Annotated in this window: 13 protein-coding genes; 8 read left to right on the top strand and 5 right to left on the bottom strand. The window is 51.4% G+C overall.

Annotated features, from left to right (window positions below):
- The first annotated feature begins 159 nt into the window (after positions 1–159).
- Positions 160–2,022, top strand: coding sequence for a fibronectin type III domain-containing protein (locus AWR26_RS23890; protein WP_064568793.1), 1,863 nt, complete (start codon positions 160–162; stop codon positions 2,020–2,022).
- Between the two features lie 37 nt (positions 2,023–2,059).
- On the opposite strand, the gene AWR26_RS23885 is transcribed toward AWR26_RS23890, so the two are convergent.
- The 3 genes from AWR26_RS23885 to AWR26_RS23875 are packed head-to-tail and all read right to left on the bottom strand — an operon-like array spanning position 2,060 to position 4,615.
- Positions 2,060–2,827: an inositol monophosphatase family protein gene (locus tag AWR26_RS23885; protein WP_007372458.1), complete on the bottom strand. Its 768-nt coding sequence runs from the start codon at positions 2,825–2,827 to the stop codon at positions 2,060–2,062.
- A gap of 10 nt (positions 2,828–2,837) precedes the next feature.
- Entirely contained in the window at positions 2,838–3,860 is a 1,023-nt protein-coding gene (locus AWR26_RS23880; protein ID WP_064568792.1) for a LacI family DNA-binding transcriptional regulator, read from the bottom strand.
- On the bottom strand, positions 3,857–4,615 hold the full coding sequence (locus AWR26_RS23875) for an MBL fold metallo-hydrolase (protein WP_064568791.1): 759 nt from the start codon (positions 4,613–4,615) through the stop codon (positions 3,857–3,859). Before AWR26_RS23875 ends, AWR26_RS23880 begins: the two co-directional genes overlap by 4 nt.
- Before the next feature lie 153 nt (positions 4,616–4,768).
- Here AWR26_RS23875 and AWR26_RS23870 point away from each other — a divergent pair, with 153 nt between their 5' ends.
- The 5 genes from AWR26_RS23870 to AWR26_RS23850 all read left to right on the top strand — a co-directional run bounded on the left by AWR26_RS23870 (position 4,769) and on the right by AWR26_RS23850 (position 9,744).
- Positions 4,769–5,755, top strand: a complete 987-nt coding sequence (locus AWR26_RS23870) for an ABC transporter ATP-binding protein (RefSeq protein ID WP_064568790.1) — start codon at positions 4,769–4,771, stop codon at positions 5,753–5,755.
- Positions 5,756–5,789: 34 nt separating this feature from the next.
- Positions 5,790–6,935, top strand: a complete 1,146-nt coding sequence (locus AWR26_RS23865; RefSeq protein ID WP_064568789.1) for an ABC transporter substrate-binding protein — start codon at positions 5,790–5,792, stop codon at positions 6,933–6,935.
- A 64-nt stretch (positions 6,936–6,999) separates the two neighbouring features.
- A complete protein-coding gene (locus tag AWR26_RS23860; RefSeq protein ID WP_064568788.1) occupies positions 7,000–7,833 on the top strand; it encodes an ABC transporter permease in 834 nt (277 codons plus the stop codon).
- The gene (locus AWR26_RS23855) at positions 7,830–8,651 is read left to right on the top strand and encodes an ABC transporter permease (RefSeq protein WP_064568787.1); all 822 of its coding nucleotides are present in this window, start codon (positions 7,830–7,832) and stop codon (positions 8,649–8,651) included. The genes AWR26_RS23860 and AWR26_RS23855 overlap by 4 nt, the downstream gene beginning before the upstream one ends.
- Positions 8,652–9,312: 661 nt before the next feature.
- Complete coding sequence (locus AWR26_RS23850) at positions 9,313–9,744, top strand: hypothetical protein (RefSeq protein ID WP_064568786.1); 432 nt, start codon at positions 9,313–9,315, stop codon at positions 9,742–9,744.
- Between the two features lie 156 nt (positions 9,745–9,900).
- Here AWR26_RS23850 and AWR26_RS23845 read toward each other — a convergent pair whose 3' ends face one another.
- Positions 9,901–10,182, bottom strand: coding sequence for a YjcB family protein (locus AWR26_RS23845; protein ID WP_064568785.1), 282 nt, complete (start codon positions 10,180–10,182; stop codon positions 9,901–9,903).
- 528 nt (positions 10,183–10,710) lie between these two features.
- Here AWR26_RS23845 and AWR26_RS23840 point away from each other — a divergent pair.
- Entirely contained in the window at positions 10,711–12,117 is a 1,407-nt protein-coding gene (locus AWR26_RS23840) for a GGDEF domain-containing protein (protein WP_064569101.1), read from the top strand.
- Between the two features lie 339 nt (positions 12,118–12,456).
- The gene (locus AWR26_RS23835; protein ID WP_064568784.1) at positions 12,457–14,028 is read left to right on the top strand and encodes an EAL domain-containing protein; all 1,572 of its coding nucleotides are present in this window, start codon (positions 12,457–12,459) and stop codon (positions 14,026–14,028) included.
- 19 nt (positions 14,029–14,047) lie between these two features.
- On the opposite strand, the gene AWR26_RS23830 is transcribed toward AWR26_RS23835, so the two are convergent.
- Complete coding sequence (locus tag AWR26_RS23830; RefSeq protein ID WP_064568783.1) at positions 14,048–16,501, bottom strand: autotransporter outer membrane beta-barrel domain-containing protein; 2,454 nt, start codon at positions 16,499–16,501, stop codon at positions 14,048–14,050.
- Positions 16,502–16,510 lie beyond the last annotated feature (9 nt).

Raw genomic sequence — 16,510 nt, 5'->3', positions numbered from 1 at the left:
TATCCGATAGAGAATTCTCAACCGAAAGGGAAAGATCCCGCATTGCGAATATCCGTTTCCTATAATGAAAACTCCGAAATAAAATGTAATATGTCGGCGTTGTTTAGAGGTACGTTAACCAGTAGCAAAAAACTGATTATTAAGAGATGAGGAATTAGAATGAAAGGGATTTTTAAGCGCAATCGAATTTGTGCTGGCCTTGCATTAGCTGGCATGGTTGGTTTTAGTGGTCACCTTTTTGCTGCAACGGATTATGCGGATACGATGCCTTCTATTGAAGGTAAAAAAGTGCTGGTCGGTTACTGGCACAACTGGGATCAGGGTTTCTCTGGCGATTACGCTCAGGGCTACCCGTTAAAGATGGCGCTGAAAGATACGCCGAAAGAGTATAACGTTGTGATGGCGGCCTTTATGAAATCCCCTGGTGGCGCTGCGATGCCGACCTTCGTTCCTTATTACGGCACCGATCAGAGCTTCCGTGAGGAAATTGCTGCGCTGAACGAACGTGGTCAGGCGGTTCTGCTGTCGCTGGGCGGCGCAGATGCTCATATTGAACTTCATGAAGCAAATGGCGACACCGAAAATCTGGCCAATGAAATTATTCGTCTGGTTGACGTGTATGGCTTCGATGGTCTGGATCTGGACCTTGAGCAGAGCGCCATTAAACTGGCGGATAACGAAACTGTTATTCCTGCTGCACTGAAAAAAGTTCGCGCGCACTACGAACAGCAGGGCAAGCACTTTATTATCAGTATGGCACCGGAAATTCCATATCTGACCAAAGCTAACCCGCAGTATCAAAATTATATTGAACGTCTCGATGGATATTATGACTTCATCGCGCCGCAATATTACAACCAGGGCGCATTCGGCATTGGTTTCCAGCCAGACGATACCAGCACCGACGGCTGGTGGGTAAACTATGCGCAGAATGACGACGCTAAAAAATATGAATTCCTTTACCACTTCAGTAAAGAAATTATCACCAATAAACATGGTTTGTCCGCGGTTAAAATTCCGTCCAGCAAACTGGTTATTGGCCTGCCAAGTAATACTTCTGCTGCGGCAACCGGTTTTGTAAAAACGCCGGAAGATGTTTATCGCGTATTCGCGGATATGGAAAAAGAAGGTCTGCCGTTAAGAGGCTTGATGACCTGGTCTATTAACTGGGACGAAGGCGATAATGTTAATCACCAATCCTTTAACGGCCAGTTCCGTAAAGCGTATACCAATCTGATCCATGATGGCGGCGAAATGCCGGCACCGGAAGAAGATACCACGGCACCAAGCGTACCGTCTGACGTACAGGGCACCAGCACGGCGACTTCTGTGCAACTGAACTGGAAAGCCTCTACCGATGACACGGGTGTTCATCACTACAGCGTATTCCGTAACCAGCAGAAAGTGGCTGACGTCAACACCACGACCTTTGTAGACAATAATCTGCAAGCGGAAACGGAATACCAGTACACCATCGTGGCTGTCGATGCAGCAAACAACGCTTCTGCCGCCAGCGCAGTTTTCAAAGTGAAAACGCAGGCTGCACCGGCTGTTGATACCGAAGCGCCGTCCATCCCGACCGGCATGGGTACTGTCGAAGTCACTGACTCTACCATCGCTCTGCAATGGAAAGCGGCAACCGATAACGTCCATGTGACCGGTTACCAGCTGTTCCGTGATGGTAAGCTGATCGCTTCTCCGACCACCTCTGCTTATGTGGATAAAGGCCTGCAGCCGGAAACTATCTATCAATATCAGGTGCTCTCTCTTGACGCTGCGGGTAACAAATCCGGGATGTCTGAGAAGCTGGATGTGACGACCAACGCAAAAGTTGAGTCCGCTTACCCGGCTTATCAGGAAAACTTCCCTTATGCCGCAGGTGATATTGTGACCGGTACTGACGGCAACGCTTACCAGTGCAAACCGTGGCCGTACACCAGCTGGTGTTCCGGCGCGGCCTTCGCCTACGCTCCGGGTACCGGTAGCGCCTGGGATATGGCCTGGGATAAAGTTTCCAAATAATGATGTTACGCCCCCGCTTGCCGGGGGCTTTTTCGTTTTAACCGTTGGGCAGCAGAACCGGCTGCAGACGTTTCCACACCGCCGGGCTTGCCGCCCACGCATTGTTGCCCTGCGTCAGGCCATCACTGGCGAGAAAATCGTTGTGCATGCCTCCTGCTTCCTTAATCAACGCCAGACCGGCCAGCGCATCCCAGCTATGCAGATGGGCTTCAAAATAGCCATGCACCTGGCCTGCGGCAACATGCGCCAGCATCAACGCGCCTGCGCCAAAACGGCGGTGCTCAATACCATGCTCAAACAGGGTTTCAATGGTTTGCGTATAGTCGCGTGGCGGGGTACGGCTTGAGCGACCCAGCCCCAGAACTACCGCTTCCGGTGACGGCTCGCGGATCGTCAATTTCTGCTCGTTTAAGTACGCGCCTTTGCCCGTTTGCGCGAAGAAGAACTCGTTGCGATCGGGGGCGTAAATGATGCCCAGCTCAATGTTATGCGCGCGGACATAGGCGACGGAGATGCACCAGTAATCCATGCCGAGGATAAAGTTGGTGGTACCGTCGATCGGATCGATAACCCAGATACCGTCGCTTCCCGGTTCCAGCCCGCGTTCTTCGCCGAGCAGGCCATCCTGCGGGCGCTGCGTTTTCAACCATGCGCGCAGCTCATTTTCCACATACACATCCGCCTGGGAGACAAAATCCTGGCGGCCTTTCTGCTCAATCGTTAGCCCGTTATCGCGAAGTTGCTTCGCTTGCTGGCCGAGACGACGAATCAACGCGCAGAGCGCGTGGGTAAACTCTTCTGTCATAGCGGAACTCTTAGCCAATGCGTGGCGATGTTTGTCGGTGAATCAATTCCACCTTAACCCACTCAACGCGGGAAGGCTGTAAGGGATTTTTGGCTCGCTCCAGCAGGCGCGTTAACGCCCGGCGCGAGATCTCCGCCACATCCTGATGCAGCGTCGTGAGCTGGTAACTGAACTGGCCGCTTTGCGGCGTATTATCAAAGCCTATCAAATGGAAATCGTGCGGCGCGAATTTCCCGCGCTGGCGCATGCCGTCGAGAAAACCGCAGGCCAATTGCGCATTGGCGCAGAAGATCCCTTCCGGTAATTCGTCTTCATCATTGAGCGCAGCCTGCCATCCGCCGTCGTAGCCCTCTTCGCTGGCGCTTATCCAGCGCAGATGCTGCTGTGTATCAACGCCCAGTTGTTGCAGCGCCCGCTCAAAGGCCTCGCCGCGCATCACGCCTGCCCACGTAGAGCCACGGTTGATCAGCCAGCCGAAACGGCGGCAACCCACGTGAACCAACTGTTCGGCGGCCAGTTGTGCGCCGCGCTGGTTATCCGAGCAGACAAAATCGACAAAGGGGATATCGGGATGGCGATTGATGCCGACCACCGGAATCTGCTGGCTGACGCACTCGTTGACGATGGCTTCTGGCGGCTTGCCGGAAGTAACAATTACGCCGGAGACGCGAAACTGAGTGAAACGGCGCAGCGTGGTGACCAGATCCTGCTCGCCGGTAATTTCGGTAACCAGCGCCTGGTAGCCACGCCGCTGGATTTCGTGCAGTAACCCCTCCAGCAGGCTGCTGCGAAACGGATCGCCAATGCGCGCCACAATCACGCCAATCAGATGGCTGCGCTGGCGATTCAGCCCCTGCGCGAGAAAATTGACCTGATAACCCAGCTCCTGCGCGGCACGCAGTACTTTCTCTTTGGTTGCCGGGGAGATGCTGCCGTTGCTGCTTAATGCGCGCGACACCACGGCGCGGGAGACGCCCGCCCGTTTCGCCACGTCTTCCGCCGTAACGGCCTGTTTGCGGATTGCCTGACTCAAATGCTCCCCTCCGCGCGGCGCGTAACCGCAATGCGCATGCCATCTTCGCTGACAAACAGCCCCTGATGCGTAAGGCAGGCCTGCGCCAGTGCCGGGCGCGCGGCGTCATTGCAGTGATACAACCCCAGCGCCGGTAAACGCAGTTGGCTAAACAGTGCCTGGCAGCCGGGAAAATCGCCGTGCGAGGCGTCACTGGTCAGCGGCGTCATGGAGGCACACTCCTGAAACGCCAGATCCGCATGATGCATCAACGCGATGCTCTCCGGCGTCGGGCGTCCGTCGCCGCTGTAGAACAGCGCCACGCCGTCTGCTTCAATGCGCAGCGCAAGATTGGGAATTTCATGATGCGTAAACGCCGTACTCACTTGCCAGCCGTGCCAGCGCCACTGCGGTTCGCTGTCGCGCCAGTCGATGTCGAAACAGAGCGTGGTGTCTGGCCAGTTGGCGAGGCTTGCCAGTTGCATCAATACCGGACGCTGTTCGCGCTGCGACCAGATAATCAGCGGTTTGCTGCGCTGAAAACTTTTCCAGTAATTCAGCAGCGCCGTCAGCCCGGTGCAGTGATCCGGGTGGACATGGGTGAAGTACATCGCGTCGATGGCATTCACATCAAGGCCGCGCTGCCACAGCGCGCGTGGGATGGTGGGGCCGCAATCAATCAACCACTGGCGGTTTTCACGGTCGATCACGCGCAGCGCGGAGGTATTTTGTTGCAGCGAGAAGGCGCTGCCGCAACCCAGAACATCTATTTCCATTTCGCTTCACCAAAATTATCGCGGACTTAATCAAACTGTCACAAATAGACGACAAAGTAGGCTCACATAATGTCGCTGCAAAGTTGCATTTTTTTTACAAATAAATGAACACGTGTTCATCGTTGAAAAAGATGTCGAATAAAAGGATCGCCCATGAGTTATTTGCAAATTAATAAGCTGAAAATTGGCTACGGCAATAACATCGTTCTCCACGATATTCATTTGGCGGTGGAGAAGGGCGAGATGATCGCATTACTCGGGCCTTCAGGTTGCGGAAAAACCACGCTTCTCAACGCGTTATGCGGATTCGTGCCCGTGCGTTCAGGAACTATCGCCATCAACGGTCGGGATATTACGCACAGCACGCCGGAGCAGCGAAATATCACCATGGTTTTTCAGAGTTATGCGTTGTGGCCGCACTTTACCGTCGCACAAAATATTGGCTATGGCTTAAAAGTGCGTCGCCTGAAAAAAGAAGCGATTCAACAACGGGTGCAGGAATTATTAAAAATCGTCAACCTTGAAGGTTATGCGGATATAAAAGTGACTGCACTTTCCGGCGGCCAGCGTCAGCGCGTGGCACTGGCGCGCGCACTGGCGATTGAACCGGACGTGCTGGTGCTGGATGAGCCGCTGTCGAACCTCGATGCCAAAGTGCGCCTCAATGTGCGCCATGAAATTAAAGCGCTGCAAAAGAAGCTTGGCTTTACCTCGCTGATCGTCACCCACGATCAGCAGGAAGCGCTGGTAATGGCCGATCGCATTGCGGTACTGAATAGCGGGCGTATCGAGCAAATCGGTACGCCGGAAGATATCTATCACCGCCCGGCAACGCCGTTCGTGGCGGATTTTATGGGCGCGGATAACTGCCTGGCGAGCGCGGATGACGGGGGCAAAACCCTCTATTTTCGCAGTGCGGATGTCACCATTCACGCCGCTTCGACTCAGCCTGCGCCGCAGGGGTTAGTGCTGGAGGGCGTGATTGAAGAGAGCGCGTTTCTCGGCCACCAGTACCGGCACAGCGTGCGCTGCGATGGGCAACTTTTGCTCGCCGATTCACCGCAGTTCTGGCCGGCGCAAACGCCCGTGGTGCTGCATATTCCGCAACCGGCGCTGCATCTTTTTGAACAACCTTTGTAATGCCAACCGACACACTTTTTCCTGGGGATACATCATGTCCGTAAAAACGAAACTTGCTGTCACAGCCGCACTCTGTTTGGGGGCTCTGCACGCCGCGAACGCCGAAACGGTTCTCAATGTTGCAACGGCGGGCGACCAAAATATGGTGGACTATGTCAAAACCTGGCTGGGGCCGAAATTTGAAGCCGCGCATCCGGGCGTAAAAGTGCAGGTGATCGGCACCGGGCCGGGCGATGCCGGGTCGAATAAGATCATCGAAAAACTGACGGCGCAGCAGCAAAGCGGCGCGAAAAGCTGGGATATCGACGTCGCCGTGGTGCATCAGAACGCCGGGGGACAACTGGTTGAAAAAGGGCTGCTGGACAAATATCGCCCGGCTGTCAGCACCGGCAGCATGGTGACGGCGGAAAACGCGAAAAATGCGCTGGGCGTGAATGTTGATGGCTACGTGATGCCGATGTTCTTAAGCCAGACGGCAATTGCTTATAACAGCGATCTTGTCAAAACGCCGCCGAAATCCTACGACGAACTGGTGCAGTGGTCAGAGAAAAACCCGAAAGCCTTTGGTTATAACGGCATTAAAAATGGTATGTCCGGCGTGAGCTTTGTCGTGGGCTGGATGTATGCCTACGGGACCAGCGCGGATCGTCTTACCGCACAGCCATACGATAAAGGCGTGGAAAAAGAGTGGACCCAGGCTTACGCCAAACTGAAAGAATTCAACAAGAACGTCACCTTTACGCCAGGCAACGCCGGGACGCTGGATATGCTGAGCCGCGGTGAAATCACCATGGGCCCGGTGTGGGTCGATATGTTCTATAGCTGGAAAGATCAGGGCAAGCTGCCGCCGTCGATCAAACTGGCGTTAATTGCGCCGGGTATGCCAGGACAGCCGATGTACTACGTGGTGCCGGCGCATGCCGCGCAGGCCAAACTGGCGCAGGAATTTATTGCGCTGGCGACCAGCCCGGAAGTGCAGGCGCAGGGGATTGTGAAGCAGTTCAACTGGTATCCGGGGATTGACGCGAAATACGTCAAAGCGAAGCTGGATGACGCCACCTGGCAGAAACTGTTCGCGGAAATTTCACCGCAAGATCTGGCGAAATACGGCAAAAACTTCCCGATTACCCACTACTTTGACGACATCAAAGAGGGTTACGAGAGCCAGGTTTCGAACTGATGGATGTGGATGCCCGGAGGTTGTTGGCCCGGGCATCTTTTTACGGCGATAACTCAGGTTTACCATGCGACACGCGATGAAATATTTACTGCTGGTGGCTCCGGCGACGCTGTTGATAGCGGTGTTTTTCCTCTGGCCGCTGGGCTTTTCGTTGATCTCCGCCTTTACCGGCGAGGCAGGGCAACTGACGCTGGCGCATTTTGCTAAAGTGTTGGCGCTTTATTCGAATGACATTCTGTTTACCGTGATTGTTGTGCTGACGTCGCTGGCGATCCTCGCGTTGCTGTCGATCAGCATCGCGGCAATCATTGTGCTGTCGCCATTTCGCGGCATCGTCAAAACGCTGGCCTTTTTGTACCGCCTGCCGCTGTTTATTCCCTTTATTGTGACCGCGCAAATGATGCGCACTTTTCTGGCGAAAAACGGCCTGATGAATAATGTGCTGGTCGCCGCCGGGGTGATGACGCCGATGGAGACCACGTCGCTGCTCGGCTGGAGCGGGATCATTATTACGTTTGTCTGGAAACAGATGGCTTTCACTACACTGCTGATTTGTGGCGCGATGTCGGCGGTCGATCCGGCGCATATTCTGGCAGCAAAAAACCTGGGCGCTTCTCGCCTGCGCATTCTGTTCGACATTATTTTGCCGCAGGTGCTGCCGACAATTGGCGTGGCGATGGTGCTGTCGACCGTGACGATGATGTCGGTTCTCTCTGTGCCGCTGATGATCGGCACCGGTACGCCGACGATGATGACGGTAGATATGGCGTTTCGCGTCAACTCTTACGGTGATTACCCGGTCGCCAACGCCATGGGCGTCATTTCGTATCTGATTTGCGCGCTGCTTTCCTGGTTCTACTTACGCCATAGCCTGCAGGCGAAAGGAGCGCAGTCATGAAGACCTTCCGAGAAAAGCTGCGCGGTAGTTTTCTGCTGCAAACGCTGCTGCTGACATTTCTGGTGCTGGCGCTGTTCGGCCCGCTGCTGAATCTGCTGATCTGGACGGTGGCGGAGAGCTGGTTCTTCCCGCATACGCTGCCGAGCCAGTGGGGGCTGAAATACTGGAGCCAGGTGTTTAGCCCATATAGCGATGTTTCGGGTTCGCTGTCGATAAGCGTGTTGATTGCCGTGCTGGCGGTGCTGGTTTGCCTGCTCATCTCTGTACCGGCTGGTTATGCGCTTGCCCAGCGCGGTATGCCGTGTCGTGCGTTCTTTATGCTGCTGTTTCTGATCCCGCAGGCGTTTCCTAATCTGACGGTGTATATGAACGTGGCGCGGCTGTTTTATCAATGGGGGCTAAATGGCACGATTGCCGGCGTGGTGCTGGTGCACAGCGTACATGGGCTGATGTATTCCATCTGGATAAGCGTCGCGGCATTTTCATCGCTCGATCCGCTGCTGGCGCGCGCGTCGCGCAATTTGGGCGCCGGGCCGGTATATACGTTTTTCCATATTATTCTGCCGCAGGCCGCGCCGGGGCTGATTGCCGCCAGCATCTTTGTGTTTCTGGAATCGCTGGATGAGTTTACCGCTACCTTCTTTGTCGGCGCGCCGGATATTACCACGCTGCCTATTTTGCTTTATACCGCCAGCATGTCGGGCAACTACCAGGTGTCGTCGATCACCGCGCTGATCCTGCTGGTGCCGTCGGTGCTGTTTATGCTGGTGATCCACAAGTTTATGCGCCCCGAGATGCTGTCGAAGCTGGGGAAATAAGCGGGCAGGTTGCACTAAAAATGACGGGCTCCGTAAGGCAACCCGTCACTTCAGATTCCGACAAAAATAAAGGCCATCGCACGGCGAATAACATCGCGCCGGGCGTTATTGACGCCATTTGTGGGTGAGGTTTTTTCCGGTTCGACGAGACGAAACAGCAGCACACCGATGGCGAAAGTGCTGCCTCAGTGTCAATCGCTCTTAAGCTTTAAGTGCGCTAGCCGGGCCAACACCATCAAAGCATGAAAAATCGTACTCAGACATCCCGCGGGCAGTCATGACGCTAACATATCCGCTGTCGGTGTGGCCGATATCTCACCGGGTCAAGGCTACTTCAACGCCGACAGCCGCGCCATTATTCTAAAACAAGCACAGTTCCGTAATCATGCTGAAGTACAACCGTTCTCTGTGCAGATGCTGGTATTATTGATTCCACCCCAAAATCTTAAGATGAATTTAGCGTTTTAATTTTCAAATATAAAAGAAAAGACTCTTAAGAAAAAATCATTTCTGGCGACATTGATGGCGCATTAGATATATTGAGTTATGAATGGGCAATCCTTCCACCAGGCAGATCTGGTCAGTCTGCAAAATCAAAACGGGAAGGACTGACCTTCATCTGGATATTGGATATATTACAACTGTTATGGAGTCATAAATAATGAAAATTTGGCCTTTTATTCTGTTATTCATTTCCGTGACAACGCATGCAAACTCAAATTTTGGTAGGTGGGGTACTACTTGTGATGATGATGGTTTCTCTATCAATATCAATGACAAACCCAATTCACTTATTGTTAATGATAATCAGATAGTTATAAATATACATGCAAAGGAAATCGATAAAAATAAAATTAATATTTACTATGATAGTGTTGCAGATCTTGGCAGAGGTGGCATGAATTTCGACTGGAAAAATATAAGCCAGATAAAACCGGTAGCAGAACTTAGCTTTATCAAGCAAAAAGGGGAGTTGCGCTGGAAAGGATTTTACGACAATAAGAGATCAAAATATTTTTGGATTTCTGATCCCGATTTCGTACAGTCTTATTCTGAAGGTGGTGTTATTAAGTTACATAAGTGTGGAATTTAATCCTCACCTATACTATTTCTTCTCGTTTTGTCTCTTTTACCCGGCGCTGGCGGGTAAATATTACGGTTTTCGTTGAGGTAGTTCGCTACCCGATAGTTTCCCCGCCAGAACGCAGCCATCTGCAGACAAAAAAAGCGCCCGCAGGCGCTTTTTTTATCAGGTAATGACCATCGGCCAGTCTGGCGGGGCTTTACTCGAGACGTCCGCCATGGCCTGCACCACGTTGTGCCAGATGTTGGTGAGATCCATTACTGTAATGCCCAGCAGACCGGTCGCAAACCAGCACGCCGCCGCTAAACCCATGCCGCTGCTGATCACTGCCAGACCGATATAATCAGCCCGACGGAAGCGAATATTCAGCGTGCTGGCCATAAACATCAACACTGCGCTCAATAACTGCCAGCGCAACAGAACCACGCTGGTGGTAAAGGTAGCCATGAAACCATCCTCAGAAAGAATCGAATACCGGGCGGACCAGGCGTTACGCACGAGTGGCAAAGATGACGCAGAAGTCCGCAGAAGTAGTACAACAATGTGAAACGGCATGGCCGTTTCAAGAATGTGTGAACTGTATCACATTTGATGATTTATTCGCCAGTGGAAAAAGCATCTTTTGCAGGTGATTCCTACTAATTTTGGTGGGGGTAATCACGACTTTTCGCCAGAATATATTGCTTAGCACTTGCGGGAATTAACTCTGAAATTATTCATATATTAAAGTGATATTTAGCAACCTAATTGCCACAATATTTACAGTACGCAGAACATATATTATGCTTGTGTTGTAAGCTTTATTTACCTGTTGATGGTTATTCAGGCTTCTGATCTTTATCGATATATTCTTTCTTGTCACGGTTTATGCGCGGCGCGCGTTTACGTTACGTGACAACTGTGGGCGCGTGTTTTTTCTTCCTGATTAAATCATCGCAGGCCGGTGTGGTGTTAATAACCTGCGAAAAGAAAAAAATGAAAACAGAGAATTTAGCCGTTTCTTTAGGAGACGGTGCTGCGGCGTTGACGCTTCTGGCGAAGTTGATGCCGTGGCTCGCTGCACAACGCTCCATGGAAGATATATTATCGGTCATCAATGCGTCCCTGGGCGCGCATCTTGCCTGGGTGGTGATCGAGCAGGACGACGCATGGCAGATAGCCTGCAACGGAGAGGTGGCGTGTACGCTCCGCGATGCACAGACCCTGCTGGAACAGTTGCAACTGCGTCGTAATCAGCGCGCATGGCGCGTTATATGTTGGCGACGGCATGTCGGGAAATTATTATTTCCGACACAGTCATTCACCACCAATAAATTGCAAAGCGGCATATTATGTAAGCTGAATTATAGAGATACGAGTGTCAAAGGTTATTTCTTTTTAGCGTTTGCCTATCCTTTGCCTTCACTGTCAATAATCAAGAACGTGGTTATTATTCTGGTGGAGAAGCTTAAAGATTATATGGAGGAAATTCTTGTCAGAGAACGTGCCGCTAAAGAAATGCAGCGCGTCGTGACGCAATATAAAGCACTGTTCGATCGTGCCCCGGTTTTAATGAATTCTTTCGATAAAACGAATCGCTGTATTTTATGGAATGGCGAATGTGAACGTTTATTTGGCTGGAATATTAACGAGCTTAATCAGCAGCCCGATCCATTAGCACTCTTTTTCCCCGATCCGGAGATGCGCCAGAAAATTCGCTCTTCGATTAATACTTCGCCCGCCGTCGATATGCATGAGTGGCATCCGATACGGCGCGATGGCCAGGTGCTGACCGTGCTTTGGTCAAATATTTTACTGCCTGACCGCTCGATCCTGAGTATTGGCCTGGATATCACCGAGCGTAAAAAAGTGGAGCGGCAACTGGAGAAAAAAGCAACGATTGACGATTTGACCGGCTGCTATAATCGTTTCGCTATGCTACGGAAGTTAAAGGAGGCGCTGGTACAGTGCAAACCTGAGGATTCCCGTAGCCATTTCAGTCTGTTAATGCTGGATCTGGACCACTTCAAAAATATCAATGATCGCTGGGGACATCTGACGGGCGACGCAGCGCTGGTGCATTTTTGTGACCAGATTCGTGAGCATAGCGATCCGTCTTATCTCTTTGGTCGCCTGGGTGGTGAGGAATTTCTGATTTTGATGCCGCACGCCGATCGTAAAAATGCGCTGCGTTTTAGCCAAAAAATTCGTGCGGCATTAGCCCGTTCACCGTTGTTAAGCGGCTGTGAAAAGATCCCATTATCCTTTAGCGCAGGTTTAGTATTCGTGTGCGGAGAGCAGACAGATACTTCAGTTTTACTTACGCTTGCCGACAACGCGCTGTACGATGCAAAACGTAACGGACGCAGTAAAACAGTGGTCGCCAGCGCTTTTTATAAATAAATACGCAAAGATGAAGGAATGTCATTCATTAGATGAAAAAATACCCGACAGGCTGCACCATTTTTTATCCTGCGGTGAGTTTGGCTTAATCAGGGATACTGTGTTGTATTAAGTGAAAACACCCCATAACGAATGGATAAATATTTTCCTTAATATAAACATTGGGCGCACTTTGAGTTTACCTTACGGTCGAATATTCTCGTCATAACCAAATATTAGGTTTTTAATGAGAAAAGTCAGTTGCTAATGTCGTGTGATTCATGCAACGTAATCACCTGTTTATCAAAGCATCCTGCCGTACATTAAAAAGGCACAATAAATGCGTGGATATAGGCGGACATGAATCATAGCGTGCGTCGCAAGATGCTCAGAGTCGTCGGGATCATCATAGGAGTCATCCTGCCGGTGATGCTGTCGCTATGGTTTGCACATATCCGAGCAGTAAATGAAACTGCCTCCCAGCTCCGTTCTTTTGCCCAACTGGCGTTAAATAAAACTGAAGTGGTTATCCAGCAAGTGGATAGCGTTCGTGCCGCGGCGGAAAAATTTCACGGTCAGATATGCTCGCTGGAGCATCGTAAAGCGATGCTGGATATTGTGCGCAGCAGTTTGTATGTTGCCGATCTCATTTATGCGCATGGCGACCAATTTTTATGCTCCAGCGTTATTGTCCCCGCGCAATCGTATGCTATCGCGCCCGCAGAGTATAAACGCTCGCCAGACATTGCTATTTATTATTACCGCAATACCCCATTTTATGCCGGTTATAAAATGGTCTATATGCGGCGCGGTAATTACGTTGCGGTGATCAATCCTCTTTCCTATAGCGATGTCGCATCGGAAGATAACTCGCTGGCTTATGGCGTCTACGACACCGTGAGCGAATTATTTTTCTCCCTCAGTAAAAGCGCGCCCCTGGAGACGCTGAAGAAGCTGATTCACAACAAGGTATCAACCTTCCAGCAGGACGGGCGTTTTTACACCATTGCGCATTCGGATAAACGTCCGATTGCTATTATTGTTTCGACCTCTAATGCGCACTATTTTCAGGCGCTGTATCGTCAGGTGATGCTGCTGCTACCGCTGGGGCTAATTTGCAGCGTGCTCCTTTGTTTCGTGTGGTCACGAACACGACAAGAATTTAACTCGCCCCGCCGTATGCTCCACCGCGCGTTAACCAAACGCCAGCTTCGACTCCACTATCAACCGATTATCGATATTAAAAATGGCACCTGCGTCGGCGCTGAGGCGTTGTTACGCTGGCCGGGTTTTAATGGCCAGGTGATGAGCCCGGCGGAATTTATTCCGCTGGCGGAAAAAGAGGGGATGATCGAACGCATCACGGATTATGTCGTCGATGAAGTGTTTAGCGATCTCGGCGACTTCCTGGCGGTGGTGCCGCATCTTTATATTTCGATTAACTTATCGGCTGCGGATTTTCACTCTTCGCGTCTTATTTCACTGATTTCCAATAAGACCAGGGAACATGCGGTACGCGCGGAGCAGATTAAGATCGAAGTTACGGAGCGCGGGTTTATCGATGTGCCAAAAACCACGCCGGTGATTCAGGCGTTTCGTCAGGCGGGTTATGAAGTGGCGATTGATGATTTCGGTACCGGCTATTCCAACCTGCACAACCTCTATTCGTTGAATGTTGATATCCTGAAAATCGACAAATCTTTTATCGACACGCTGACCACCAACAGCACCAGTCATCTGATTGCTGAACATATTATTGAGATGGCGCAGAGTCTGCGCCTGAAGATTATTGCCGAAGGGGTGGAGACGGCAGAGCAGGTAAGCTGGCTGCTGAAGCGCGGCGTACAGTTCTGCCAGGGCTGGCACTTTGCCAGAGCGTTGTCGCCTGATGACTTTAAACTCTGGGTGCGGCATCCGCCCTCATTAAAATGATGGCGGGCCGCGTACCCCATCAGAAGAACAGTTTTACCTCCAGCATTGCCGACGTTTCCCGATCGCTTTTATTCCCGGCCTGCACGCCCACGCTGCCGCGCAGTGAGAAATTCTGCGTAAACTGACCCTCTACTCCCGTTTTCATTTCGACTGCATTATGGCTGTCCGTTAGATCAACCCGCGTGCCATCAAGAGATGCGCCGAACTTCCTGGTGTTATGCAGCCAGTTCACTTCGGCGAAGGGCTGAAAGGTGCGATGCAGGTTTTTATCCAGCGTAAGGTGTCCATACAGCCGCACACCAGCGCGTGTCTGCACGTTGTTGCTCCCTTTGTTTTCGACCACGGTGCCGTTGGCCTCAGTAAGCGAATTCGCCTTGACGCCCATCCAGGTCAGTTGCGCCTTTGGCTGAAGATAGAGACCGTTATTTCGGCTGCCCACCAGTTGCCAGCTATAGCCGGATTCAACCGCCGCCGTGAAGCCGCGGGATTTCCAGGTCTCGGTTTCCAGCGTATCGCCGGAAAGGGTGTTATCGAACCAGTTGTACTGCGCCCAGCTATCTACATATGCACCTTCGCGCGTGTCGTTATTCTGCAACCACGTTGCGTAAATACCTGCGCTGTAACCGCTGATAATGCTGCTTGCGTGGTTACCGTTATAGCGGTTTTGTGCGTGGCTCTTTTCCCTTGCGTAGCCTGCCATAATGCCCAGTTGGTAACGTTCTTTATCCGTGTTCCACTGGGCAATGTTGCCGCCTAACTGTGCAACATAGCGATTGCTGCGGATATCAAGTTGGTTGCCTGGCGTGAACTGGCCGCTATAACCGCCGGTATTACGCAGCCACAGGCCGGATGCTGTCTCCTCACCGTTCGCCTGGCGATCTTGCAGGCGCGTAGCAAACAGGCTGTTGGCCGCCGCCAGGTTGGTGCCATACAGGCCGGCTTCCGGGCGTATCGCGCTACTTCCCAGTGCAGGAAGTGCGCTGGTCAGAGACCAGTAGGTTGCCGTCTGGTCTTTGGCGCTTTGCAGCGTGTAATCGTATGCGCCAGCGACTATACGATCGCCCTGACGGAACTCGCCGTCAGTTTTCCCGACCACGGCAATCAGCCCGCTACCTTCTATTGCGCTGGCGCGCCTGCCGCCCAGGCGCTTGACCTGTACGCGCGTACTTCCGCTGAGATCGCCCGCAATAACCATCTGGCCTGTGGCTGCGGGATCGCTGCTCTGTGTGGCATTAAAAACGAGTGTACTGCCGCTGATTCCTTCGTAATTGCCTTTAATAATCAGCGTGTTGATCTCTTTTTCTCTACCGGTAGAGAGTGTTCCGGCATTTTTCAGGCTGCCCTCAATAACCGCATCGCCATTTATAATAATCCTGGCGTTATTGACGACGGCTTTTGTGGCGTCCTTCATCAGTAGCGTGGCGTTATCAAGCACGATTGCGCCCTGATTTATCTGAACCTGCTCAAAACCCCCGGAGGTTTGTTTATCTTTCAGCGTCCATATGGCATCCCCCTCTTTTTCCAGATAATTAATACCGGTGATCGCGCTGCTATTGCTGGCATTAATATCGTCCGTATTTAAAAACCGTGATAATGAAAGGGAGGAGTCGCCGTTACCGCTTAATACCAGCCTGTTATTTCTGACGGTATTATTTTTACTGTCATAAGCGTCATCAATATTGACCGCACCGTCAATCTGCCAGCCTTTTTCAAGCGTCAGGGTAAACGATCGTTGTCCATTCACACCGATAGCAAAATAACCGGCATCTGTTGCTGAAATAAGCCCTGAGTTGATGATGTTAACATCACTATTCTCCGTAGCAAAAAAGAGGGTTTTTCTGGCGCCGGAAATTTCACCCGTATTACTGACATTTATTTTATTTGCGCTGATGGGGTAAAAGTGCAGAACACCATAATTATCTGAATGCATCGTGCCGCTGTTGTTGATATTCACATCGCCGTCCCGTGCGGAGTGCAACAGAATGAGGTCATTGTCGGTGGTGAGCATCTTCCCCCTGTTGATTAAGCTGAAGGAGGAAGCCTCGCCTAACGAGGCGGAAAACAACGAGTTCATCACTAAAGTACCCTTGTTTTCCATGTGCAGAGTGGCGTTTTTCTGCGGTGTGAACAGGAACAACCCTCCCTCGCTGTAAACCTCACCGTTATTCACCAGAGAGAGGGAACCACTATAATCCGCACTAAAAAGAACATCAGTTAAATAAATTGTTGAGTTGTTTTTTATTGAAATATCCGCATCTTCTTTTTCTACCACAATAACATCCTGGCCGATGTTGGTTATTTCATCGAGTACAAAGTCAATGCGTTTATTATCATTGACCGAACCAGCAGCGTTAATGCTTTTTATTCGGTTTTTTTCCGGCGGCGTGTAGGCCGTTACCGCTATTGTACTGGTGGTCCATAGTGCAGTAATAACGGCAATAAATACTTTATTGAAAGCATGATGGAGAAGCATATTCATTCC

It is taken from the genome of Kosakonia oryzae, from assembly GCF_001658025.2.
GTDB lineage: Bacteria > Pseudomonadota > Gammaproteobacteria > Enterobacterales > Enterobacteriaceae > Kosakonia > Kosakonia oryzae.
The sequence above is the reverse complement of the archived record's forward strand: the minus strand, read 5'-3'. Positions and strand labels throughout refer to the sequence as shown.